This is a genomic window from Bradyrhizobium elkanii WSM2783 (assembly GCF_000472865.1).
Lineage (GTDB): Bacteria > Pseudomonadota > Alphaproteobacteria > Rhizobiales > Xanthobacteraceae > Bradyrhizobium > Bradyrhizobium elkanii_A.
Genome location: NZ_AXAP01000010.1, coordinates 1 through 22931, shown reverse-complemented (window position 1 = coordinate 22931; position 22931 = coordinate 1). Strand labels below are relative to the sequence as shown.

Sequence of the window (22931 nt, the reverse complement as noted above, 5' to 3'; positions counted from 1 at the left end):
AACACTGTTAGAATGGAGTCAAGAAGGATCCGGGGGCATGGTCGAAAAGCGAGAGAGTCGTCGGCAGGCGGTCAGCGGCCATAAGCGGGAACTCATCCTGGATGCCGCGAAGCAGGTATTCGCTGACGAAGGACTGGAAGGCGCAAGCTTGCGAGCGATCGCCACTCGGGCGGGCTACACTCCGGCCGCGCTGTACTTCCACTTCGAGTCCAAAGAGGAGATTTACGCCGAGGTGTTGAGGGCATCCCTCGCCTCCTTGGGCACTGCCGTCGATCTGGCGGTCGCGAAGTCCAGGGGTCCGCAGCAGAAGTTGAAGGCGGCGGCGATGTCGTTCTTCCGATTCTACGCGGAAAATCCCCGTGATCTGGATCTCGGCTTCTACCTGTTTCGCGGCGGCATGAAGCCTGCAGGCCTCGGCCACGACCGCGACGTTGAACTTAATGCGGCACTCGAGGCCGCGCTGCGTCCTATAGCTGAGGCTGCGGAGGAGCTAGGCGCCTCGCGACAGAAGGCAAATCTTCTGATGGTCGACTGCTTTGCGCACGCTGCCGGCCTGCTCTTGCTGCTCCATACCGGCCGCATCCGGATGTTTGGAGCCTCGGCTCCGGACTTGATGGATGCCTACATCCGGGAAAGGATCGCTGACCTGGCTGCGGAGTGAACCCATGCTGACTGTCGATCCGAAACGGTCCCTTCTCCTCATCGTCGATTTCCAATCCCGCCTGATGCCGGCGATCGATCAGGGTGCTGCCGCGGTCAGAAATGCCCGCCGCCTTGTTGAGATGGCATCCCTCGTCAGCGTGCCGGTTGTCTTCACCGAGCAAAACGCCAGGGGGCTCGGGCCGACCATCGAGGACCTGCCAGTGGACAGAGGCCGGCTGGTGCACAAACAGTTCTTCGACGCCTGCCGGGAAAGCGGCTTCCTGGACAGCATACCCGCCGATCGGCAGATCGTCGTCACCGGCTGTGAGGCTCACGTCTGCGTCCAGCAGACGGTGCTCGGCCTGCTCGATGCCGGTCGAAAGGTATACGTAGTGCGCGACGCGCTCGGGTCGCGTTATCAGGAGAACAAGGAGACTGCGATCCGCCGCATGGAGAGGCATGGCGCCGAGATCGTCACAACCGAAATGGTCGTATTCGAATGGCTTCAAACGGCCGAACATCCGCATTTCCGCGATGCGATCGCGTTGATTAAATGATCGTTGGCCGTCGCGGTGGGAAATACGCTCCACACGCGCCAGCGATGGCGCGCGGCTGGGTTCTTGAAAAGGAGTGACGACATGGAATGGACATCCGACCAGGACCGGATCGACTGGAATACGCTGTCGGAGCTCTATCGAATCGCTCCGCTCGGCGACAAGAAGCCGGAGGACCTGAAGCGCGCGTTCGGAAACAGCATGTACAAATGCTTCGCGTTCGAGGAGGGCGTCCTGGCCGGCGCCGGACGTGCCGTCGCTGACGGTGTCGATTGCTCCTACATTTGCGACATCGCGGTCCATCCGCATTTTCAGGGGCGGGGCCTCGGCAAGGAGATCGCGACGCGATTGCGGGATCTGTCGCGCGGCCACAGGAAGATCATCCTGTACGCCAATCCCGGCACCGAGGCGTTCTATGAGAAACTCGGTTTCCGGCACATGCTCACGGCGATGGCCATCTTCAGCAGCGAGGACGCCGCGATCAAGAGGGGCTTGATCGCGGCGTCCTCGGCTTAGAACTTGGTACCATCGGTTGAACCAGCGGCCGGTTCACTTTACATTTCCCGCTTGTCACCCTTACGGCCCAGCGCCGACGACGAACAAGACGTCGACCCAGTAGTTATTGGCGCCGAAGGTATTTGTCGGGAAGCTGCTGCTGGTGCCGTAGACATAGACACCATTGCCTCCGCTGCTCGCGCTGGCCGGCGCCGTAAGTGCGCCGTTGACATGGTCGGCGGCGAAATAGTTGGAGTCCGCCGAGTAAAAGCCGTTGCAGTGATAAGAAGCGACGTAGATCGTGTTGGCGGTCAAAGCCACCGGTGTAGCGAGATTGACAGTTTGCCAGCCGCCGGGAGTCTCGTTGCTGGATGTCGCGCTGGCTAGCAGGGTCCCGGTCTCGGTCCATAGGTTGACGATATGCGGACCAGTGTTCTGCGGCCCTTTGTAAAAGAGAATCGCAAAGACGAGGCCGCCGGCCGACGTCTCGAACTTGACCCCGAGTTCGACCGCATTGGAATCGTTGACCGTGATGTTTGCCGGGGTGGTCGTGGCGGTGAAGAGGCTGATGGCAGCGGATGGGATAACAGTCAGTGAGACGGTTGCCGAGGCGGTCCCTCCGTGGCCGTTGGTGATTGTGTATGTGAAGCTCGCCGCTCCGAGGTAGCCGCTGGTCGGCGTGAAATTGACCACCTGCGTCGTTGCATTGTAGCTGACGGTTCCGTTGGTCGGGGCGCTGACGCTCGAGATCGAGAGGGCAAAGCCGTTGGGATCCGAGTCATTGGCCAGAATCGTAGCGGCCGGAATGGCAAGGACTGTATTCTGGAGCGTCGTAAATCCGCTGTCGTTGTTCGCAACGGGAGGTAGGTCTCCGCTGCCACTCGGGTTGAAAAGGACATCGACCCAATAGTTGCTTGCGTCGAAACTGCTGGTTGGGAAGCTGCCGCTGGCGCCGTAGGAGAAGACTCCATTGCCGTTGCTGCCGGCGCTGTTGGGGGCCGTCAGCGGCCCACTGGTATGGTCGGTGGCGAAGTAGTTCCCGTCCACAGAATAGAAGCCGTTGGTGTGATAGGAAGCGACATAGATCGTATTGGCGGTCAAGGTCACCGGTGTGGTCAGACCCACGGTCTGCCAACCACTCGCGGTTTCGTTGCTGGATGTTGCACTGGCCAGCAGGGTACCCGTCGAGGTCCACAGATTGACGACATGCGTGCCTGTGTTTTGCGGACCCTTGTAGAAAAGAATTCCGAGGACCTGGCCGGCAACGGATGTCTCGAACTTGACCCCGAGTTCGACCGGGTTGGCGTCGCTGACTGTGATCGTTGCCGGTGTCGTCGATGGACCGAACAGGCTGACGGTGCCGGCACTCACGGTCAGCGATACGGTCGCGGAGGCGGTGCCGCCATGGCCGTTGGTGATTGTATAAATGAAACTGGCTGTCCCAAGGTAACCGGTCGTCGGCGTGAAGCTAACGACTTGCGTTGTTGCATCGTAGCTTACAGTTCCATTGACCGGGCTGCTGACGCTTGAGATGGATAGTGTGTAGCCATTTGGATCCGTATCATTAGCCAGGATCGAGGCGGCCGGAATGGACAGGACGGAGTTCGGAGGGGTGATAAAGCCTCCGACGTCATTCGCGATGGGTGGAAGATTCCCGGTTCCACCAGCGCGGTTGAATACCAGATCGACCCAGTAATTGCCTTTCAGATTTGAGCTCGCGGGAAAAATGCTCGTCGATCCATAGGCAAATACACCATTGGTGCCGCCGGCCGGTGCGCGCAGCGGACCCGCGCTCCGCGTATTGAGGAAGTAGTTCAAGTCCGCCGAATAGAGGCCCGTAGCGGTGTGGTACGATGCAACATATGTGGCGCCGGCAGTGACAGTGACCGGAGTAGAAAAATTGACCTGCTGCCAGCCGCTCGACGTTTCGCCGGAGAAGGCCGCGGTTGCAAGCAACGTTCCGTCGGCGCTCCAGAAATTGCCGACGTGCGGGCCGGTGTTGAGCGGCTCCTTGTAGAAACGGATACCGCTGACAGTGCCGGCAGAGCTGATCTGCACTCGGATACCAAGCTCTATTGCCAAGGGATCGTTGGCGAGTACCACAAACGGCGCATCAGCAGGCGTGAAAAGGCTCACGACCGCTCCAGGTATAACGCTTACGGTTACACCGGCGGCGGGTGTCTCCATATTGAGGCTGTCGTCGACAGCCCGGGACCTGATGGTGAATGTGCCCGGCTGCAGTGGCCACCACGTGTATGTCCAGTTCGTGGTGCCTGTGGCCGGGTGCCAGGTCGTTCCGCCGTCGGTCGAGACCTCGACGACCGCAACCAGCCCATCGACATCTCCAGCGGTGCCCGAAATCGTCACCGCTTGCTGCTGGACAAGGCTTGCACCTGAAGCCGGAGTAGAGATCGTCGAGACCGGTGGCGTGTGATCCGTTGATGCGCTGGCGGCAACGAGGTTGGTCTGCAGGGTTTGCGGCTGCACGCCCATGTCCGCAAACACGTTCACCATGGCCTGCTGTACGTTGGGATCCTCGGGCGTCGGCCCCACACTGCCAAGGTTGCAGTAGTCGTGCGTCGTGTCGAGGCCAAAAGACAGGAAGACCGTTCCCGTACCGAACACGATTGCCCCGCTCGATGCGCGATACAGGACGAGATTATGTGTCGCAGTTCGGGCGCCGGTGGTGTTGCCATAATCGAGCAGATAGGTGTCCACCGGAAGGACCGTCGATGACACCGCAATCAATCCGCCCGGCCGGAAGCCGTTGTCAGGCGCTTCGTCCCATTCGTAGCCAAGCATACCGATTGCCAGAGAGTTGGTCTGACCGGCTTGCACCGCAGTATTCCGCCAGAATCTGAACTGTGCGAGGTCCGAGGGGATCGTGATCGTGTCGCCGCGAAATGAATCCACCTGGAAGATGGTGCCGGTCAGCGCATTTTCAGGACGTCCTCCATCGGACGGAGGGCTGAAGCTCGGATCGCGCCAGGTGCCGGTCCACTCCGGCGTCGGGTCGATTTTTGCGGCGGCGTGGGTTTCCTTGTAGCAGACGAGAATGCGGTTCGCCGTGCCGTTCGCATCCGCTTCCCATCGCGTTTTCCAGTAAACCTCGTTGCCGCTCATGAAGATGAGATGCACGCCCGCATCACGTGCGGCCTCTACATTGGTCCGGAGATCGCCGGACCAATATTCATCGTGTCCGACCGACATGAACACCTTGTAGTTCGTCAGCGGGATGTTGCCCGGCCCCGCGTCGACGGTTGAGATGTAGGTCACATCGTATCCGTTTCGCTCGAGCCAGCGAATTGCTGCATATTCCGCGCTGAACACGAAATCCTGCGGGCCAGCATATAGCCCAATGCCGTCACGTGTACCGAAGGGCCGGTTGTAGCTGACTTTGAAAGCGCGCCCGTCACCACTCTGCGTCGCATTTCCTCCGTACAGGCTTGCACCGCCCCAGCCGTTATAGGCATGCCATGTGGTGTCGCAGGTCTTGAAGACGATGTCCCGCGCCACACCGTCATTGCGGACGACAAAGGTAATATGGCTTTCGCCGGCTGTCGTGTCCTGACGGACAAGCTTTGCGATATACACGCCGGAGACCGCCGTCGCGGGGACGGTCCACGTGACGGTGACGTTCCAGTTGGCGGCATCGTACAGACCGATCGACGGATCACCGTCCGGTTGCGACGGCTGGATCGACGCGGTGTTCTGCTGAATGGACGTTACGAAACGAGCGCCGGTGCCGCCGTAATAGCCAAGGCGATAGATGTCGATCCGGTAGTTCGTCGAATCAGTATTGATCTTGAAGCCGATCTGGCGTCCACTATTGACGCTGATGCTGGTGGCGAAGCCTTCGATATTGGTGGCTGCCGGACCGCTGAGGTCCCATACGGCTTGAGGGGTGCCGGTGTTCTGGTTTTCGATAACGATCGGATTTGGTGCCATTTGCTAGCATCTTTGCTGTGGGAAACGTGACTGCAATAAATCGTCGTCTGCAAAGCTTGGTATCGAACGACTACTCGAGCGTTCATTAATCGACGTTCACAATCTAGTGCGATTGCGATGGCTCCGTGACACCACGTTCGATTGTTGAGAGACTAACCGCCGGCCCCAGAGGTTAACCGATCAGTCAGGGAGTGATGATCCGATGCAAGAACGACCGACTTGGACCGAAGGCAAAACCTGGTTGTATCGCGGTTATCAGGTCACGCACGCTCGTGACGGAAAAAGCCTGGAGGTTCGCAAAGGTAGCGAGCCGTCGATAAAAAGCCTTGCCAAGCCGGTCACATACAAGGAGGTAACCGACTACATCGACAGACTCCATCCCTCGGCGCCCTGACGAGATTCCCCGGTCGGGGTACATCAGTGTCGTGATTGTGCGCGAGGCTTCGAGAGAGAAACAGTCGGATCGTTCGCATCGCCGAAGAGTTACGGCCCGACCCAACGCCGCACCGCATCCATCGTGTCCGCAGGCGACGCGTTGAAGCAGATGGAGGCCTCCGGTGCCAGCCGGTGCACGAGGTTGATGATCTTCTCGAACAGCAGCAGTTGCTCGGCGGGCTCGCGCAGGCCGGCGCCAATGACAACGCAGTCGAACCGCTTCGACTCGAGTGCCATGGCCACCACCTGCTCGGCGGTATCGCCGAGATCGACCAGGCAGGCGTCCGCCTCATAGCCGTGGCTGCGCAACTGATCGATCTGCGCGTCGATATAGTTCCTGATGAGGTCCGGCGTGAGCTGCGGAAAGGCGCTGAAATCCGCGAATGCCGGATCGATGCCAATTGCAAGCACGGTCGTCGCCATAGCGCGCTCCTGGTCCGAAGAAGCCGGATCGAGACATGAACAGCCAACGCCGCACACGCCAAGGGCGTTCCTCGTCCCAGCACAAGGACAGGTGAGAGCGGGTGAAGAACTGCTCGAAGAAAGCGCCGAGCACGCGGTTTTGTGTGTTCGGCCGCGACGCAATATCGGAGCTCGGCAATTTTGTCAGCGGTAGCGGGATATTTAAGGGACCGTTCACACCATGCTGAGAAGCTTCTGGTGACATTTGGAAGTTTGATTCGCCGATCATGAATACCAGATCGACAATTGCGTCGCCTGGCCCAACGCAGGAACCCAGACATGTTTGGAAGCCGGAAATCGCGTGCCGGTGACATTGCCAAGACTGCCGCCGACGTCATCACTGGCAACCTGATGATCGCAGATGCGTCACTGACCATCACCTACATGAATCGTGCGGTGACCAGGCTGCTCACCGACGCGGAAGCCGACATCCGCAAGGGGCTTCGGGGCTTCTCGGTCGCCAAACTGATCGGCAGCAGCATCGACGTCTTTCACAAGAATCCCGCCCATCAGCGCCAAGTGCTGGGGCAGTTGAAGTCGCCGCATCGGGCGACCATCAGGTTCGGTGGGCGCGCCTTCGATCTCGTGGTAACGCCGCTCGGGACCGACAACGGACAGCGCTCGGGCTTCGCCGTGGAATGGTTCGATGCATCGGTCCGGCTGCAGAACCTGGACTTCCGCGCGCAGACCATTGCGATCGGCCGCGTCCAGGCGGTGATCGAATTCAATCTCGACGGCAGCGTCATCACCGCCAATGAGAATTTCCTGCGCGCGCTCGGCTATTCGCTGGCCGAGATCCAGGGCAAGCACCATAGCATGTTTGTCGAGGCCTCGTTCCGCGATAGCCCGAATTATCGGGAGTTCTGGCAGAAGCTGAATCGCGGAGAGTTCGAGGCTGGCGAATTCAAGCGGATCGGCAAGGGTGGCAAGGAGGTGTGGATTCTGGCGTCCTACAATCCAGTATTTGATGAAAATGGCAAGCCGTTCAAGGTGGTCAAATTCGCAACCGACGTGACCGAGCAGAAGCTGCGCAATGCTGATTTTGCCGGCCAGATCGCGGCCATCGACAAGTCCCAGGCCGTGATCGAATTCGCGATGGACGGCACGGTAAAAACGGCGAATGCGAATTTCCTGAAAGCGCTGGGCTACACGCTGCACGACATCCAGGGCCGTCACCACAGCATGTTCGTCGATCCGGCCGAGCGCGACCTGCCTGCCTATCGGGAATTCTGGGCCGCGCTGAATCGCGGCGAATACCAGGCCGGTGAATTTCGCCGCATCGGCGCCGGCGGGCGTGATGTCTGGATCCAGGCCTCCTACAATCCGATCATGGATCTCAACGGCAGGCCGTTCAAAGTCGTCAAATATGCCTCCGACGTCACCGCGCAGGTTATCGCGCGGCTGAAGAGCGAGCGCGTCCGCGGCATGATGGAGCAGGTCGCGGCCGGGGCCGAGGAGTTGAATGCCTCGGTGCGAGAGATCTCTGAGGCGATGGTCAAGTCGAAGGAAACGGCTGCGGCCGCCACCGACCATGTGCAATCCGCCGACCATCAGGCGCAGCGGCTGACCGCCGCGGCCGCCTCGATGAGCGGCATCCTGCAGATGATCGGCGACATCACCGGCCAGATCAACCTGCTCGCGCTGAACGCGACCATCGAATCCGCGCGCGCCGGCGAGGCCGGCCGTGGCTTTGCGGTGGTCGCCGCTGAAGTCAAGAACCTCGCCAACCAGGCCAAGCAGGCGACCGACAAGATCGGCGTCGAGATCGATTCGCTCAATGGCATTTCGGTCGACGTGGTCACTGCGCTGGGCACGGTCCGCCGCTCGATCGAGGCGGTGGGAGAATATGTGACGTCGACCGCGGCCGCGGTCGAGGAGCAGAGCGTCGTCACCGGCGAGATGTCGTCGAGCATGCAGCGCGCCGCCAATGAGGCCGCCGCCATCGGGTGATAGCGGTGGATCGCCACGGGCGCGGATCGCGAGATCGGGCGAGTTGGTACCACGTCGGAGGTGCCTTACCTCTCCCCATCGGGGAGAGGTCGGATCGCATCGCAAGATGCGATCCGGGTGAGGGGGATGAACTCCATCGAGGGACCGTAACCCCTCGCCCGGCGCTGCGCGCCGACCTCTCCCTGTGGGAGAGGTGAACAACGGCGGTCACGCCGAGTCAAACAAGAGTCGTCACGCCCCGCGGCGCCGCTACTGATCACGCAGCATGATCAGGGGGTCGGCGGTGTCGGGAACCTTGCGCCACTGCGCATTGTCGTCAGCCTCGAACTGCCAGGTCTCGCCCTTCTCCGACATCAACAGCATCTGGCCGTGATCGAGCCGCCAAACCGTCGGCGCGAATGCGGTCACCGCCGGATCGCATTTCGGCTTCAGGAAGACCTGGAAATTGTCCTGGCCGGCTTCGGTGTTGGTCAGCGTCAGGCCGCAGATCGCCTGTCCGTTGCCGCGCACCATGGACCAGTCTCCGATCATCTGGTCCATCGATTTGGCAAGCGCGCGGGCCGCGGCGAGGTTTTGCAGGATGTAGACGCCCTCGCCGGTCCGATGCCCCTCGAAGATGCCGCTCTCGACCTCGGTGAAATCGATCACCGGCTCGGCAGCCGCATTCTGCAGCCGCACGATGTCGAGCCCCTTGATGTTCCAGGCGGCGATGTCCTTGGTGAAGGGCAGCGCCGTCTGACAGGAAGGCTCGAGCTCGAGCTTGAGGCCTTGCGCCGTGGCATCGCCCTTTAGCGTCACGACGCAGGTCTTGCTGCGCTCAGTGGTGGCAAGCTCCCACTGCCCGATCATTTCCTGTTTCAGCGACGAGGCATCCTGGGACGACGCAGGTCCAGCGCCGCCGGCAATTGCCAGCAGCACGGCCACGACGCTGAAACGGCGAACTGACATCGACGATCCCTGATCAACGTCCCTTTACCGGGGTCTCCGCAACCGGCGTGAGCGGCGGCTTGCCGGCGAACCAGCTCTTGAGATTGTCGACCACGAGCTGGTCCATGGCATTGCGCGTTACCACGGAAGCCGAACCGATATGTGGCAGCACCACGACATTCTGCATCGACTTCAGCTCGTCCGGCACGTTCGGCTCGGTGGCGAACACGTCGAGACCGGCGGCCAGGATGGTCCCCGATTTCAAGGCCGCGATCAGCGCCGGCTCGTCCACGACCGAACCTCGCGCGACGTTGATCACCACGCCGCGCGGGCCGAGCGCCTTCAACACCTCGGCATTGATCATTTTCGCAGTGGAGGCGCCGCCGGGCACGATCACGACAAGCGTATCCACCGCCTTCGCCATCTCGATCAGGTCGGGATAGTGCTGGTAGGACACGCCGGCCGCGGGATTGCGCGAATGATAGACGACGGGAACGAGCGAAGCCTCGAGCCTGCGGCCAATCGCCTGCCCGATCCGCCCCATGCCGACGATGCCGACCTTGCGGTCGCGCAGCGAGCCGACGCTCAAGGGATAGTTCTGCGTCTGCCAGAGGCCGGAGCGCACATAGCGGTCGGCCTTGATGAATTCGCGCAGGGTCGCGATCAGGAGGCCCATGGCGACGTCGGCCACCTCTTCGGTCAAAACGTCGGGCGTGTTGGTGACGATGATGTTGTGCTCACGCGCATAGGCGGATTCGACATGGTCGTAGCCGACGCCGAAGCTCGCGACGAGCTCGAGCTTCGGGAATTGCGCCAGCACCGTCCTGTCGGTCGACACGGTGTGATAGGTCACGGCCATGCCGCGGATCCTGGCCTTGGTCTCCGGCGTCAAGCGTTCGAGATCGGCGCGGTTTTCCGCAGTGTGCAGGATGAACTGATCGGGAAAGCCATTCTGCAGAATGGGACGGATCGGCCCGTAAACCAAAAGGTCGATCTTGTCAGAAGAGATAGTTGCAGCCATCAGCTTTCCTTTCCAAGCGCGCTCTCGTGCCAGCGCCGCAGTACCAGGTGCGAAATTAGCGCCAGCACCCCATAGATGACAATCCCGGCGACCGAGAGCAGGAACAACGCCGCGAACATACGTGGAATGTTGAGACGATAGCCGGACTCGGCAATGCGGAACGCGAGACCGGAGCCTGCGCCCGCGGTGCCGGCCGCGATCTCGGCGACGACGGCGCCGATCAGCGACAGGCCGCCCGCGATCCTTAACCCCCCGAGGATGAACGGCAACGCCGCGGGCAGTTTCAGAAAGCATAACGTCTGCAGCCGCGTCGCGCCGTAGAGCTGGAACAATCCGGCGAGGTTGCGGTCGACCGAATTGAGCCCGAGCGTGGTGTTGGACAGCACCGGAAAGAAGGCGACGATCCAGGCGCAGACCACCACCGCGGTCTGTTGCTGCAGATAGATCAGAAGCAGTGGCGCGATCGCAATCACCGGCGTGACCTGCAGGATCACCGCGTAGGGGAACAGCGAATATTCCAGCCATTTCGACTGGTTGAACAACAGCGCCAGCGCGATGCCGCCGACCGCGGCCGCCACGAAACCTTCGAGCGTGGTCAGCAGCGTGACGCCCAGCGATTGCGACAGCACCGGCCAGTCGCCAATCAGTGTCTGGAACACCGCCACCGGCCCCGGCAGCACATAGGGCTGGATATTGTTGACGCGAACGATCGCTTCCCACAGCAGGATGGCAGCCGCGAAGACGACGACCGGCAAGAGCAGGCGGACCGCATGCCGCGAGGACTTCATGCGCCGGCCTGTCCCGCATAGGCCGGCGCCAGCGCGTTGGAGACCTGGCGGCAGAAGCCGGCATATTCGGCGGAGGTGCGGAATTCCTCGCTGCGCGGCTCGGTCGCGCTGATGCGAAACTCTGCGCCAATCCGCCCCGGCCGCGCCGTCATCACGATCACGCGCTGCGAGAGATACACCGACTCGAATACCGAATGGGTGACGAAGATCACGGTCTTGTGCAGCTTGCGCCAGAGCGCGAGCAGATCGTTGTTGAGGCGGAAACGCGTGATCTCGTCCAGCGCCGCGAACGGCTCGTCCATCAGGAGAATATCGGGATCGGTGACCAGCGCCCTGGCCAACGAGACGCGCATCTTCATGCCGCCGGACAGTTCGCGCGGATAGGCGTGTGCGAATTCGGCGAGCCCGACCTGCACCAACGCCTCGTCGATGCGCGCATCCGCCTCGCTCGTCGGCGCATGGGCAAGCTTCAGCGGCAGGCGGACATTGTCGCGCACGCTCGCCCACGGCATCAGGGTCGGCTCCTGGAACACGAAGCCGATCGAGTGATGGCCGCGTACTTCCGCCGCGAGATGCGAGACGCTGACGGTGCCGGCGGTCGGCGCCGCAAGGCCAGCGATCAGCCGCAGCGCGGTGGATTTGCCGCAACCCGACGGCCCGACCAGCGTCACGAATTCTCCCCGGTTGACCTCGAGATCGAGCGGGCCGAGCGCCGCGACGCCGCTGTCATAAACCTTCGTGACCCCACGCAGGCTCACCGCAAGCGAGGAGCCGGCGTCCAGTTCGCTCGGGGCTGGCTCGGCCATCACGAGAGCTCTCTTCGTGCCTAGTTCTTCGGCCGCAGGTCGAGCCCAACGCCCTTGTTGACGAAGCGCAGCGTATAGGCCTGGCGGAAGTCGATATCGGAGCGAACGACGCCGGCCCGCACCATCTTGTCGAAGAAGCTCGCCATCCGTTCGTCGGTCATGGCGCCGATGCCGTTCTTCAGGGAGTCGCCGGAATCGACGATGCCGTATTCCTTCATCTTGTCGATGGAATAGCTGAGCAGTTCGTCAGTCATTTCCGGATTGAGCTTCTTGATCATGGCATTCGCAGCGGCATTGTCGCCGTAGAGATAGTTGTACCAGCCGATGATGGAGGCGTCGACGAAGCGCTGCACGAGATCGGGCTTCTTCTCGACTATGTCGCGGCGGGTCTCGATCAGGGTCGAATAGGTGTTGAAGCCGTAATCGGCGAGCAGGAAGATACCGGGCTTGAAGCTTGCGGCCTTCTCCACCGCGAACGGCTCCGAGGTGACATAGCCCTGCATCGCGCTCTTCTTGTCGACGATGAAGGGCTGCGGGTTGAAGGTGTACGGCTTCACCTTGCTCTCGCTGAATCCGTATTCGGATTTGAGCCACTGGAAGTAGGTCGTCATACCCTCCTTGGAGACGAGCAGCGTCAGCGGTTTCAGATCCTCGAGCTTGGTTGCCTTGATGTCAGGATGGGTCAACAGCACCTGCGGATCCTTCTGGAACATCGCGGCGACGGCGACCAGCGGCACGTTGTTGGTGACCGCGTCGAAGGATTGCAGCGAGTTCGCACTCATGAAGAAATCGATCTTGCCGGCGATCAGGAGGATGCGATTGTTGTTGTTGGGACCGCCGGGAACGATGGTGACGTCCAGGCCGTATTTGTTGTAGGTGCCGTCGGCCACCGCCTGGAAGAAGCCGCCATGCTCGGCCTCCGCGACCCAGTTGGTGCCGAACGAAACCTGGTCCAGGGTCTGGGCCTTTGCGGGCGCAAAGGCCGCAACCAGGGCGCACACGGCTATGGTTAACGCTCGCAGCAAAAAGGCCCGCTTCATGGTTGGACTCCGTCGCTGGTTATGGCCCATGATGGGTGATGGACGCCGAATGCGCCCGCGGCAGGGCCGGCAAATTACCTTGCAAATCCGCGCAAAGGAACGCTTGGCAGAGAAATGACTTCGACTGTTCCACCCCGCGACTGGACCGAAATCCGCTGGCCGGAGGTCGCTGGCGCCGATCCGGCGCGCTGGATCGCGGTATTGCCGCTCGCGGCGACCGAGCAACACGGGCCGCATCTGCCCCTCGGCACCGACGTCATGATCGCCGAAGCCTATCTGGCGCTCGTGCGCGAGCTGTTGCCCGTCGGCCTCCCCGCGACCTTCCTGCCGCTGCAGCCGGTTGGCATTTCCACCGAGCATATCGACTTTCCTGGCACGCTGACGCTGCCGGCCGATGTCGCATTGAAGACGTGGACGACGCTCGGCGACAGCGTGGCGCGCGCAGGCGTCAAAAAGCTGGTGATGGTCACGAGCCATGGCGGCAACAGCGCCGCGATGAGCCTGGTCGCGCAGGATCTGCGTGCGCAACACGAGATGCTGGTGGTCACCACAAGCTGGTCGCGGCTGAGCGCGGCGGAAAAGCTGTTCGATGCGGAAGAAGTGCGTCACGGCATTCATGGCGGCGCGGTCGAGACCTCGATCATGCTGGCGCGCTATCCGCAGACGGTGCTTAGGGGCGCGATCTCGGATTTTCATCCCGCCAGCATCGCGATCGAAAAGGATCACCGCTGGCTATCGACGCAACGGCCCGCGCCTTTCGCCTGGCAAACGCAAGACCTGCACGCAAGCGGCGCGGTCGGCGATGCGACCAAGGCTTCCGCGGAGAAGGGCGAGCGCCTGCTCGATCACGGCGCACGCGCGTTCTGCGAGCTGCTTATCGACGTCGATAACTTCGACGTGAACAAGCTCGCAGCCGGGCCGCGCTCATCCACTAAGCCGCTGTTCTGACAGCAAAATAATCGACAGCCATAGCCTTCCTCCTCCGCTTCGAACCCAAATCGCGGAGGCTCCGTCCAACGGTGCGTGCGGGCCATCCCGGCGCCGCCTTCAACAGGATGGAGTTATCCATGTCGATCAAGACCAAGATTGCTGCTCTCGCCCTCGCCGCGCTCGCTGTCACCGGCACGATCGCGACGTCGACCACCCAAGCGCAAGCCAAGCCGTTCCACCACCACCACTGGGGCTGGGGCGTCGGAGCCGGCCTCGTCGGCGCAGCGGTTGTCGGCAGCGCCATCGCCGCGAACAACGGCTACTACTACGACGGCTATCGCCGCTGCGGCTGGGTTCGCCAGTACGATGCGTTCGGCAATTACATGGGCCGCGTGCGTACCTGCAATTTCTGATCGATCGACGGAGCGGTTTTGGTTGACCCGTTTTCTTGACGCGAACCGGTAAACCTTCCCGCGATGTTAGGCGGGACAAGCTTCGCTCGAAAACACGTCGACCGTGGATTGTGCGTCCGGCACGGGCGCCTCATCCACCCCGTGTCGTACCCCGACCCGCCCGGCTGTCCCCCCGGGCGGGTCATCCACGTTCGGATCTGGCCGCGACAAGATGATCGCGCCTTCTGTTGCAAAACTGTCATTGAGCGATGCCATCCAGCGGTAATGACTCGCCGTTTCTTGCTATTGCGAATTATTCGCAATAAGGATTGTGGTACGGTGTGGCTTCCCCGATCTGCGCGATGGAGGGGAATCAGGACATGCGACTGGGGCAAAGGCGGCGTGATGATTTCGTGTGCGGGAAGGCGTCGTAGCAGCGCTTCGGGAACGGGCACGCCGAACCGTCGCGACGTCCAGTTTGGAAGCATCTCCGCCATGCCGCGCCGCAGCCGATCCCTTGAGCAGATTCTCGGCCATGCGGCGGCCGCGACCTTGGCCTTGAGCGGCGCGGCGGTTGCGGCCGATATCAAACTGCCGGTCAAGGCGCCGTACGCACAGCCGCTGTTCGACTGGACCGGGCTCTATATCGGCGCGCATACGGGCTACGGCTTCGGCTCCTCGAATGCAGTGCTGGCCGATCCCCTAGTCAGCACCAGCAGCAGCAATGTGAGCGGCGTGATTGGCGGGGTGCAGGCGGGCTACAATGTTCGCCTGCCGTCCGGCCTGCTCGTGGGTGTCGAAGGCGATGTGAGCTTTCCGAACTATCTGCCCTCGAATTCGGTGGTGACGTCGCTTGCGACGCCGCGCACCGACTTCGTCGAGCAATGGGATTATGTCGGCACGATACGCGGCCGCCTCGGCTATGCGAGCGGCCCATGGCTCGCTTACGTGACCGGCGGCTTCGCCTATACCGGCGGGCGCTTCCTCAACACGCCGACGGCGATCGGCGACGAGGAGAAGGAGATTCATGTCCGCCTTGGCTGGGCTGCCGGCGCGGGATTCGAGTATGCCTTCGCCCCGCACTGGACCGCGCGACTCGAATATCTGTACAGCCGGTTCGACAGGGCCAACATCCAGTTCCTGCCGTCGGGCACGCGGTATTCCTCCAGCCTCGACTTCCAGTCGGTGCGCATCGGCCTCAATCGCAAGATCGAGTGGCCGGGCGCCCCGGGCCTGACACCGAACACCGACATCACCGATCCCGAATCCGATCGCTGGGAGATCCACGGCCAGACCACCTACCTGCCGCAGGGCTATCCGGCGTTCTACGCGCCCTACAGCGGCACGAACAGCCTGACGCCGGCCCGGCAGGCGCAGTCGACCTGGAGCAACAGCCTGTTCCTGAATGCACGGCTCTGGGAAGGCGGCGAGATCTATTACAATCCCGAGCTGCTGCATGGCTTCGGCTTGAACGACACCGTCGGTCTCGGCGGCTTTTCCAGCGGGGAAGCGCAGAAATCGAACTTCCCCTACCCGCATTACAACACCTCGCGCCTGTTCGTGCGCCAGACCTTCGGCTTCGGCGGCGAGCAGGAGGAATTGCCGAGCGGGCCGCTCCAGCTCGGCGGCAAGGTCGACGTTTCAAGATTGACACTGCAGGCCGGCAAATTCGCCGTGCTCGACGTGTTCGACGGCAACGCCTACGCCAAGGACACGCGCAAGGATTTCATGAACTGGGCCATGTGGGCGCCGGGCGCCTTCGACTATTCCGCCGACAAGGTCGGCCTCACCTATGGCATCACCGCCGAGCTCAATCAGAAACGATGGGCATTGCGCGGCGGATATTTCCTGATCCCGTCGGTATCGAACGCCAACAGCTTCGATACAGCCGTGTTCGAGCGCGGAACTTACGTGCTCGAATATGAGGGACGCTATTCAGTGTTCTCGCTGCCGGGCAAGATACGCACGATCGCCTGGCTGAACAGCGCCTTCTCCGGCAGCTATCGCGAGACGCTGGACAATCCCGCCCTCAATCTCGACATCGCGCTGACCCGTACCGGCCGCATCAAATACGGCTATGTCATTAATCTGGAACAGGCGCTCTCCGACGATCTCGGCGTGTTCAGCCGCTGGAGCTGGAATAACGGCAAGACCGAGATCATGGCCTTCACCGACATCGACGCCTCGCTGTCGCTGGGCGCCTCGATCAAGGGCACCAAATGGGGCCGGCCGGATGACGTCATCGGCATTGGCGGCGCGATCAATTCGCTGTCAAATGACCACCGCGATTTCATCGCCGCCGGGGGTCTCGGCATTCTGATCGGTGACGGCGCGCTCAACTACCGCCGCGAGCGCATCCTCGAAGCCTACTATGCCTACGCCCTGACCAAGCAGGTCACCTTGACGGCGGACTATCAGTTCATCACAAACCCGGCCTACAACGCCGACCGTGGGCCGGTGCACATCTTCTCAGGAAGGCTGCACGGGGAATTCTAGAGCATATCTTCCCATGCAAGATCGTGCTCACACGAAACGACGGTGCGGGAGGTCGGTTTAAACAGCCATTGTCCCGCCTTCGCCTCGGGTGATGAGGAGCCGCCATGCTCGAACAATCCGCTCAGCCTAACCTCATCGATATCCGCGGCGTCTGTCGCTCCTTTCCCAAGGGCAGCGGCGAGAACCTGCTGGTGCTCGAAAACGTCGACCTGACCATCCGCGCCGGCGAGATCGTCGGCCTGCTCGGCCGCTCCGGCTCCGGCAAATCGACGCTGCTCCGGATCATCGCCGGCCTCGTCGACCCGTCCTCGGGAGAGGCGGTCTGCCGCGGCAAGAAGATCGCAGGTCCCCCCAACGGCGTCGCGATGGTGTTCCAGTCGTTTGCGCTGTTTCCCTGGCTCACGGTGCTGCAGAATGTCGAGCTCGGGCTCGAAGCACTCGGCATCGATGCCGCCGAACGACGCACCCGCGCGCTCGCCGCGATCGACCTGATCGGCCTCGATGGTTTCGAATCCGCCTACCCCAAGGAATTGTCCGGCGGCATGCGCCAGCGCGTCGGGTTCGCGCGCGCCCTGGTGGTGCATCCGGACCTCTTGCTGATGGACGAGCCGTTCTCGGCGCTCGACGTCCTGACCGCCGAAACGCTGCGCACCGATTTGATCGATCTGTGGACCGACGGCCGCCTGCCGATCAAATCGGTGCTGATGGTGACGCACAATATCGAGGAGGCGGTGCTGATGTGCGACCGCATTCTGGTGTTCTCGTCCAATCCCGGCAGGGTGGCGACCGAGATCAAGGTCGACTTCCCGCATCCGCGCAACCGTCTCGATCCGGCGTTCCGGCAGCTCGTCGACAGCATCTATGGCCGCATGACGCAGCGGACCGACGCCAAGTCGAGCCCAGCAACCGAGGCGGCTTCCGGCGCGGGCGTCGGCACGGCGCTCGGCCATGTCTCGTCCAACGAACTGTCCGGCTTGATCGAGACGCTGGCAGGGCCGCCCTATCACGGCCACGCCGACCTGCCGGTTCTCGCCGGCAGCCTGCAAATGGAGACGGACGAGATCCTGCATCTCGGCGAGGCGCTGCAGCTGTTGCGGTTCGCGCGCTTAAGCGAGGGCGACCTGGTGCTGACCGAAGCCGGTCTGCGCTTTGCCAATCTCGAAACCGACGCGCGCAAGAAACTGTTCGCCGAGCATCTGATCAGCTACGTGCCGGTGATGGGCCTGATCAAACGCGTGCTTGACGAACGCCCGTCCCACACGGCCCCCGCCGCGCGATTCCGCAACGAGCTCGAGGACTACATGTCCGAGGATTATGCGGATGAGACGCTGAAGACCATCGTCTCATGGGGCCGCTATGCCGAGCTGTTCGCCTATGACGAACAGTCGGAGACGTTCAGCCTGGAGAACCCGCATTAGCCGACGCGGCCTGTCCCTACCTCGCCGCCGCAACAAACCCTGTCATTCCGGGGCGACGCGAAGCGGCGAGCCCGGAATCCATCGAGCAGCAGATGTGGGTGGAAACATGGATTCTCTGATGTGCAATTGCACATCATAGCTCGCCACTGCGTGGCGCCCCGGAATGACCGGGATGGGCGGTTCGCCTTCTCCACGTTCTTGCGGGGAGAGGGAAACGTGCTCACCCCGCCGGCTGGAACGAATCGGGGCGGGCCATGGCCCAGGCGTCGCGGAAGCGGCGGTCCTGGGTGCCTTCGAGCAATTCGCCCGGGCGCAGCGCCGGGTAGAGTTCGGCAAAGGTGCGGACTTCCGTGGTCGATGTCCGCTGGGTGAAATGGATCGGCCGCAACTCCTGCGGATGCTCGAGGCCGGCGGCGGCGAGCAGCTCGGCCAGCGCATGCAGCGTCGCGTGGTGATAATTGCAGACGCGCTCGATCTTGTCGGGCACATAGAGCGCGCGGTTGCGGATCGGGTCCTGCGAGGTCACTCCGGTCGGGCAGCGGTCAGTGTGGCAGCTCAAGGACTGGATGCAGCCGAGCGCAAACATGAAGCCGCGCGCCGAATTGCACCAGTCGGCGCCGATCGACATCGCGCGCGCCATGTCGAAGGCAGTCGCGATCTTGCCGGAGGCGCCGATCTTGATGCGGTTCCGCGCATTGATGCCGACCAGCGCATTGTGGGCAAAATTGACGCCTTCGCGCATCGGCATGCCCAGATGATCCATGAATTCGAGCGGCGCAGCGCCGGTACCGCCCTCATTGCCGTCGATCACGATGAAGTCGGGATAGATCCCGCTCTCGAGCATCGCCTTGCAGATCGCGAGGAATTCCCAGGGATGGCCGATGCACAGCTTGAAGCCGGCCGGCTTGCCGCCCGACAGCCTGCGCATCTCGCCGACGAAGGCCATCATCTCAAGCGGCGTCGAGAACGCCTTGTGCGAGGCCGGCGAAATGCAATCTTCCCCTAGGGGAACGCCCCTGATCTTGGCGATCTCCTCCGAGACTTTTGCCGCCGGCAGCACGCCGCCATGGCCGGGCTTGGCGCCCTGGCTCATCTTGAGCTCGACCATCTTGATCGGTTCCTCAGTGGCGATACGCGCGAACTCGTCCGCATTGAACGTGCCGTCGAGATTACGGCAGCCGAAATAGCCGGAGCCGATCTCCCAGATAATGTCGCCGCCCTTCTCGCGGTGATACGGGCTGACGCCGCCTTCGCCGGTGTCATGCGCAAAGCCGCCCTTCCTGGCGCCGGCATTCAGCGCGCGCACCGCGTTCGGGCTGAGCGCGCCGAAGCTCATCGCGGAGATGTTGAAGACCGAGGCGGAATAAGGCTTGGCGCAATCGGGGCCGCCGATGGTGATGCGGAATTTCTCGTTCGAATGGGGCTTCGGCGCGACCGAATGATGCATCCACTCATAGCCCTCGCGGTAGACGTCCTCCTGGGTGCCGAACGGCCGCTTGTCCAGCACCATCTTGGCGCGCTGATAGACGACGGCGCGGGTGTCGCGGGAGAACGGCATGCCGTCCTTCTCGCTCTCGAAGAAATACTGCCGCATCTCGGGGCGGATCTCTTCGAGCAGGAAGCGCAGATGCGCCGAGATCGGATAGTTGCGCAGCACCGCGTGATGCTTCTGCATGAGGTCGCGGACACCCAGCAGCGTCAGCGCGCCGAAGATCAGTAAGGGGATCAGGATGACGTCGATCAGCTTCCGGTCGACGATGCCGAACACGAGCAGGAGCGCAGTGACCACCGAGCAGATCGTGAGCACGATGAAGCGCGGCGAGAACGGAAGCAGCAGCGTTGCCATGAAACCCCTCAGCGGATCCTGCCGAACTGGTTATCGGCGGGCGGAGAGCCTAATCGATCCCGCGCCGTCCGCCACACGCTATACGGTATAATGGGTCTTCGGGTTCACGGATGTGACACCGACGCTACACGATCCGGGGTGGTGTATTGCGCTGCAACGAAAGGGGGAAGAGGCACCCCCGCCGTCATTCCGGGTCGATGCGAAGCATCGGGCCCGGAATCCATCGGGCCACAAACGCCGCGGAGAAATGGATTCCGGGCTCGCGCTGCGCGCGCCCCGGAATGACGGGCGAGAGAGTTGGCTTAAAACTCGAAGCCGATCAGCGCTCGACGAAGGCCTTTTCAATCACGAAATGGCCGGGCGTGCTGTGGCTGCCTTCGGTGAAGCCGCGGCCCTCGAACAGCTTGCGCAGGTCCTCCAGCATCGCCGGGCTGCCGCACATCATGATGCGGTCGGTCTCAAGATCGAGCGGCGGCTGGTGGATGTCGTTGAAGAGCTGATCCGACGTGATCAGGTCGGTGATGCGGCCGCGGTTGCGGAACGGCTCGCGGGTCACGGTCGGATAATAGAGCAGCTTCTCGGCGAGCAGCGGACCGAACAATTCGTCGTCGCGCAGATTGGCGACCAGATCCTCGCCATAGGCGAGCTCGGCGACCTGGCGGCAGCCATGGACCAGCACAATGGTCTCGTAGCGGTCATAGACCTCGGGGTCTTTGATCAGGCTCGCGAAGGGAGCCAGACCCGTGCCGGTCGACAGCAGCAGCAGCCGCTTGCCGGGGATGAGATTGTCGGTGATCAGCGTGCCGGTCGCCTTGCGGCCGACCAGGATGATGTCGCCTTCCCGGATCTTCTGCAGCTTGGAGGTCAGCGGACCGTCCTGCACCTTGATCGAGAAGAACTCGAGCTCTTCCTCGTGATTCGCGCTCGCCATCGAATAGGCGCGCAGCAGCGGCCGGCCATCGATCTCGAGGCCGATCATGGCGAACTGGCCGTTCTGGAAGCGGAAGCCGGAATCGCGGGTGGCTCGGAAGCTGAAAAGCGTATCGGTCCAGTGACGAACAGAAAGGACCTTCTCTCGATAGAACGCGCTCATGTGTCTGGTTTTTCCGATTGACCTTACATAAACGAGGCCGAGTAGCGGCTACTCGACCGCACGTAATTGACTGACATCAAGGGGAAGCCCGCCTGCCCGTCGCGCCGCTGACACACATAATGGAATTCATCCATTGTGCAATTGCGAACTCAGCATGGCTGTCGATTGATTTCGCAGAATGGTTCAAAACATCGTTGTTAAGGTTTCCGACGCGGCGCAATTAACTTGCCGGAAACGATGCCGGTAGAGCAATTAATTCCACACGGTAACATTGAGAGAGGAAAATCGACTTGGCGATCCCGATCAGCCAGCGGATTTTTGTCGACGCGGTCACGAAATATTGCCTGGCCCGTAACATTACGGTCGAGGTGCGGTCGGAGGCCTGGCTGATCGTCATGCAACGTGGGCAGCGGCGGCACCTCGCCTTCGCCTATGACGTCGGGCTGAACAGCGCGGTCGCGCACCAGATCGCCAACGACAAGGCGGCTACCGCCGAGGTGCTACAATGTTTTGGGGTGCCCTGCATCCCCCATACCCTGTTCCTTGGGCCGAAGCTTGCGGCCTATACGCGGTCGGCCGGCTCCTGGGAAACGATGCTCCGCCTGCTGGCCGAGCATCCCAACGGGCTCGTCGTCAAGCCAAACGAGGGCACGTCGGGCGAGGGAGTCTTCCGGGTGACGACCAAGCATGCGCTCGAGCTCGCGGTGGGCAGGATCCTGGCGGCCTACCCAAGCCTCGCCATCTCGCCCTATGTCGAGATCGAGGACGAGATTCGTGTTGTCCTGGTCGATGATCTCCCGGTCGTCGTCTACAGCAAGGAGCGCCCGTTCGTGATCGGCGACGGCAGGCATTCGCTGCTCGAGCTTGCGCTCGCGGCCATGCCTGCCGAGCGGCGATCGACGGCGCTGTCCGGCCTGATCGCGGCGATCGGGCGGGCCGAGCTCGATGCGATCGTCCCGGAGGGCGAGCGGCGCATCCTCAACTGGCGCCACAACCTCGATTCCGGCGCGCGACCGGTGCTGCTGAAGCAGGGCGAGACGCGCGACACCTGCATCGAGATCGCGATCAAGGCCGCCCGCGCGATCGGCATCCGCTTCGGCTCGATCGACGTCGTACGCACCGATGGCGCCTGGCGGATCCTCGAAGTCAACGCCGGCGTGAAGATGGAAGCGCTGAGCCGCTCGCACCCGGAATTGGCTTATGCCGCGTATGAAGCGGCGCTGGATAGGGTGTTTGCGTAACGAGGCGGCAGCGACACTGTCAGACCCTCATGGTGAGGAGCGCGGAACGCGCGTCTCGAACCATGAGGCCCCGCCGCAGGCCTCGCCCTTCGAGACGGCCGCGACGCGGCCTCCTCAGGGTGAGGGGAGAGGTCGGAATGCGTCGCTCTCGTCCACGTCAGTGCCGTAGAGCCTGAGAACCAATTCGGTTTTCGGGTAGACGGCATCCGAAGTAGCGGATGTTGAAGACCTCGACGGTGGAGCGGGGCGGGATTTGCGCGCCGCTATGGTTTGGCGCAGCTATGGGTTGGCGAGGCGATGTCCCTGCAGGATGTTGTTGGTGAGGGCGTACCAGAGCACGACGGCTCGGACCTTTTCGATGCCGCGCACCGTCAATTGCCTGAGGTCCCAGTTGCGCCAGCGGGCATGGATGCATTCGCAGATCGAGCGGGCCTGGTACTGTGCCTT

The 22931-nt window shown here is 62.2% G+C and carries 18 protein-coding genes and 1 pseudogene; 9 read left to right on the top strand and 10 right to left on the bottom strand.

Going from position 1 to position 22931, the window contains the following annotated elements; genetic code table 11:
- The first annotated feature begins 37 nt into the window (after positions 1-37).
- From YY7_RS0111570 to YY7_RS0111560, 3 genes are all read left to right on the top strand, one after another.
- Positions 38-661 (top strand): TetR/AcrR family transcriptional regulator, encoded by a 624-nt coding sequence (locus tag YY7_RS0111570; RefSeq protein WP_028163373.1) that lies wholly within the window; start codon positions 38-40, stop codon positions 659-661.
- A gap of 4 nt (positions 662-665) precedes the next feature.
- A complete protein-coding gene (locus YY7_RS0111565; protein ID WP_028163372.1) occupies positions 666-1199 on the top strand; it encodes an isochorismatase family protein in 534 nt (177 codons plus the stop codon).
- Between the two features lie 81 nt (positions 1200-1280).
- Positions 1281-1712 carry a GNAT family N-acetyltransferase gene (locus YY7_RS0111560; RefSeq protein ID WP_028163371.1) on the top strand — a complete coding sequence of 144 codons (432 nt, stop codon included), beginning with the start codon at positions 1281-1283 and terminating at the stop codon, positions 1710-1712.
- Positions 1713-1772: 60 nt separating this feature from the next.
- Here the strand turns inward: YY7_RS0111560 and YY7_RS51395 are convergent, their stop codons facing one another.
- Together YY7_RS51395 and YY7_RS0111550 are read right to left on the bottom strand one after the other, a co-directional pair.
- On the bottom strand, positions 1773-5639 hold the full coding sequence (locus tag YY7_RS51395; RefSeq protein ID WP_051396674.1) for a DUF4082 domain-containing protein: 3867 nt from the start codon (positions 5637-5639) through the stop codon (positions 1773-1775).
- Between the two features lie 483 nt (positions 5640-6122).
- Positions 6123-6497: a hypothetical protein gene (locus tag YY7_RS0111550; protein WP_028163370.1), complete on the bottom strand. Its 375-nt coding sequence runs from the start codon at positions 6495-6497 to the stop codon at positions 6123-6125.
- Positions 6498-6815: 318 nt separating this feature from the next.
- Between YY7_RS0111550 and YY7_RS0111545 the strand changes: the two genes are divergently transcribed.
- Positions 6816-8486: a methyl-accepting chemotaxis protein gene (locus YY7_RS0111545; protein ID WP_028163369.1), complete on the top strand. Its 1671-nt coding sequence runs from the start codon at positions 6816-6818 to the stop codon at positions 8484-8486.
- Between the two features lie 249 nt (positions 8487-8735).
- Here YY7_RS0111545 and YY7_RS0111540 read toward each other — a convergent pair whose 3' ends face one another.
- The 5 genes from YY7_RS0111540 to YY7_RS0111520 are packed head-to-tail and all read right to left on the bottom strand — an operon-like array spanning position 8736 to position 13068.
- On the bottom strand, positions 8736-9434 hold the full coding sequence (locus YY7_RS0111540; protein ID WP_028163368.1) for an AprI/Inh family metalloprotease inhibitor: 699 nt from the start codon (positions 9432-9434) through the stop codon (positions 8736-8738).
- 13 nt (positions 9435-9447) lie between these two features.
- The gene (locus YY7_RS0111535) at positions 9448-10434 is read right to left on the bottom strand and encodes a 2-hydroxyacid dehydrogenase (RefSeq protein ID WP_028163367.1); all 987 of its coding nucleotides are present in this window, start codon (positions 10432-10434) and stop codon (positions 9448-9450) included.
- Positions 10434-11222 carry an ABC transporter permease gene (locus tag YY7_RS0111530; RefSeq protein WP_028163366.1) on the bottom strand — a complete coding sequence of 263 codons (789 nt, stop codon included), beginning with the start codon at positions 11220-11222 and terminating at the stop codon, positions 10434-10436. The genes YY7_RS0111535 and YY7_RS0111530 overlap by 1 nt, the downstream gene beginning before the upstream one ends.
- Positions 11219-12028, bottom strand: a complete 810-nt coding sequence (locus tag YY7_RS0111525) for an ABC transporter ATP-binding protein (protein WP_028163365.1) — start codon at positions 12026-12028, stop codon at positions 11219-11221. The genes YY7_RS0111530 and YY7_RS0111525 overlap by 4 nt, the downstream gene beginning before the upstream one ends.
- A gap of 20 nt (positions 12029-12048) precedes the next feature.
- Positions 12049-13068, bottom strand: a complete 1020-nt coding sequence (locus YY7_RS0111520; RefSeq protein ID WP_028163364.1) for an ABC transporter substrate-binding protein — start codon at positions 13066-13068, stop codon at positions 12049-12051.
- A gap of 114 nt (positions 13069-13182) precedes the next feature.
- On the opposite strand from YY7_RS0111520, the gene YY7_RS0111515 reads away from it, so the two are divergent.
- From YY7_RS0111515 to YY7_RS0111500, 4 genes are all read left to right on the top strand, one after another.
- Complete coding sequence (locus tag YY7_RS0111515) at positions 13183-14016, top strand: creatininase family protein (RefSeq protein WP_028163363.1); 834 nt, start codon at positions 13183-13185, stop codon at positions 14014-14016.
- A 119-nt stretch (positions 14017-14135) separates the two neighbouring features.
- Positions 14136-14411 carry a hypothetical protein gene (locus YY7_RS0111510; protein ID WP_028163362.1) on the top strand — a complete coding sequence of 92 codons (276 nt, stop codon included), beginning with the start codon at positions 14136-14138 and terminating at the stop codon, positions 14409-14411.
- A gap of 474 nt (positions 14412-14885) precedes the next feature.
- Positions 14886-16886 carry a carbohydrate porin gene (locus YY7_RS0111505; RefSeq protein ID WP_051396673.1) on the top strand — a complete coding sequence of 667 codons (2001 nt, stop codon included), beginning with the start codon at positions 14886-14888 and terminating at the stop codon, positions 16884-16886.
- 104 nt (positions 16887-16990) lie between these two features.
- Entirely contained in the window at positions 16991-18304 is a 1314-nt protein-coding gene (locus YY7_RS0111500; RefSeq protein WP_028163360.1) for an ABC transporter ATP-binding protein, read from the top strand.
- Positions 18305-18524: 220 nt separating this feature from the next.
- On the opposite strand, the gene YY7_RS0111495 is transcribed toward YY7_RS0111500, so the two are convergent.
- Both YY7_RS0111495 and YY7_RS0111490 read right to left on the bottom strand, forming a co-directional pair.
- Positions 18525-20150 (bottom strand): FMN-binding glutamate synthase family protein, encoded by a 1626-nt coding sequence (locus YY7_RS0111495; RefSeq protein ID WP_028163359.1) that lies wholly within the window; start codon positions 20148-20150, stop codon positions 18525-18527.
- 319 nt (positions 20151-20469) lie between these two features.
- On the bottom strand, positions 20470-21243 hold the full coding sequence (locus tag YY7_RS0111490) for a ferredoxin--NADP reductase (RefSeq protein WP_028163358.1): 774 nt from the start codon (positions 21241-21243) through the stop codon (positions 20470-20472).
- A gap of 290 nt (positions 21244-21533) precedes the next feature.
- Here YY7_RS0111490 and YY7_RS0111485 point away from each other — a divergent pair, with 290 nt between their 5' ends.
- Entirely contained in the window at positions 21534-22484 is a 951-nt protein-coding gene (locus tag YY7_RS0111485; RefSeq protein WP_349642657.1) for an ATP-grasp domain-containing protein, read from the top strand.
- A 279-nt stretch (positions 22485-22763) separates the two neighbouring features.
- Here YY7_RS0111485 and YY7_RS60240 read toward each other — a convergent pair.
- Positions 22764-22931: pseudogene (locus YY7_RS60240) on the bottom strand (IS5/IS1182 family transposase); the annotation flags it as partial.

Excerpts from the sequence above, each read along its gene's own strand:
- YY7_RS51395 (WP_051396674.1), bottom strand. The coding sequence starts at position 5,639 with ATGGCACCAAATCCGATCGTTATCGAAAACCAGAACACCGGCACCCCT.
- YY7_RS0111550 (WP_028163370.1), bottom strand. The coding sequence starts at position 6,497 with ATGGCGACGACCGTGCTTGCAATTGGCATCGATCCGGCATTCGCGGAT.
- YY7_RS0111500 (WP_028163360.1), top strand. The coding sequence starts at position 16,991 with ATGCTCGAACAATCCGCTCAGCCTAACCTCATCGATATCCGCGGCGTC.
- YY7_RS0111510 (WP_028163362.1), top strand. The coding sequence starts at position 14,136 with ATGTCGATCAAGACCAAGATTGCTGCTCTCGCCCTCGCCGCGCTCGCT.
- YY7_RS0111545 (WP_028163369.1), top strand. The coding sequence starts at position 6,816 with ATGTTTGGAAGCCGGAAATCGCGTGCCGGTGACATTGCCAAGACTGCC.
- YY7_RS0111490 (WP_028163358.1), bottom strand. The coding sequence starts at position 21,243 with ATGAGCGCGTTCTATCGAGAGAAGGTCCTTTCTGTTCGTCACTGGACC.
- YY7_RS0111515 (WP_028163363.1), top strand. The coding sequence starts at position 13,183 with ATGACTTCGACTGTTCCACCCCGCGACTGGACCGAAATCCGCTGGCCG.
- YY7_RS0111530 (WP_028163366.1), bottom strand. The coding sequence starts at position 11,222 with ATGAAGTCCTCGCGGCATGCGGTCCGCCTGCTCTTGCCGGTCGTCGTC.
- YY7_RS0111495 (WP_028163359.1), bottom strand. The coding sequence starts at position 20,150 with ATGGCAACGCTGCTGCTTCCGTTCTCGCCGCGCTTCATCGTGCTCACG.
- YY7_RS0111565 (WP_028163372.1), top strand. The coding sequence starts at position 666 with ATGCTGACTGTCGATCCGAAACGGTCCCTTCTCCTCATCGTCGATTTC.
- YY7_RS0111520 (WP_028163364.1), bottom strand. The coding sequence starts at position 13,068 with ATGAAGCGGGCCTTTTTGCTGCGAGCGTTAACCATAGCCGTGTGCGCC.
- YY7_RS0111525 (WP_028163365.1), bottom strand. The coding sequence starts at position 12,028 with ATGGCCGAGCCAGCCCCGAGCGAACTGGACGCCGGCTCCTCGCTTGCG.
- YY7_RS0111560 (WP_028163371.1), top strand. The coding sequence starts at position 1,281 with ATGGAATGGACATCCGACCAGGACCGGATCGACTGGAATACGCTGTCG.
- YY7_RS0111505 (WP_051396673.1), top strand. The coding sequence starts at position 14,886 with ATGCCGCGCCGCAGCCGATCCCTTGAGCAGATTCTCGGCCATGCGGCG.
- YY7_RS0111535 (WP_028163367.1), bottom strand. The coding sequence starts at position 10,434 with ATGGCTGCAACTATCTCTTCTGACAAGATCGACCTTTTGGTTTACGGG.
- YY7_RS0111570 (WP_028163373.1), top strand. The coding sequence starts at position 38 with ATGGTCGAAAAGCGAGAGAGTCGTCGGCAGGCGGTCAGCGGCCATAAG.
- YY7_RS0111540 (WP_028163368.1), bottom strand. The coding sequence starts at position 9,434 with ATGTCAGTTCGCCGTTTCAGCGTCGTGGCCGTGCTGCTGGCAATTGCC.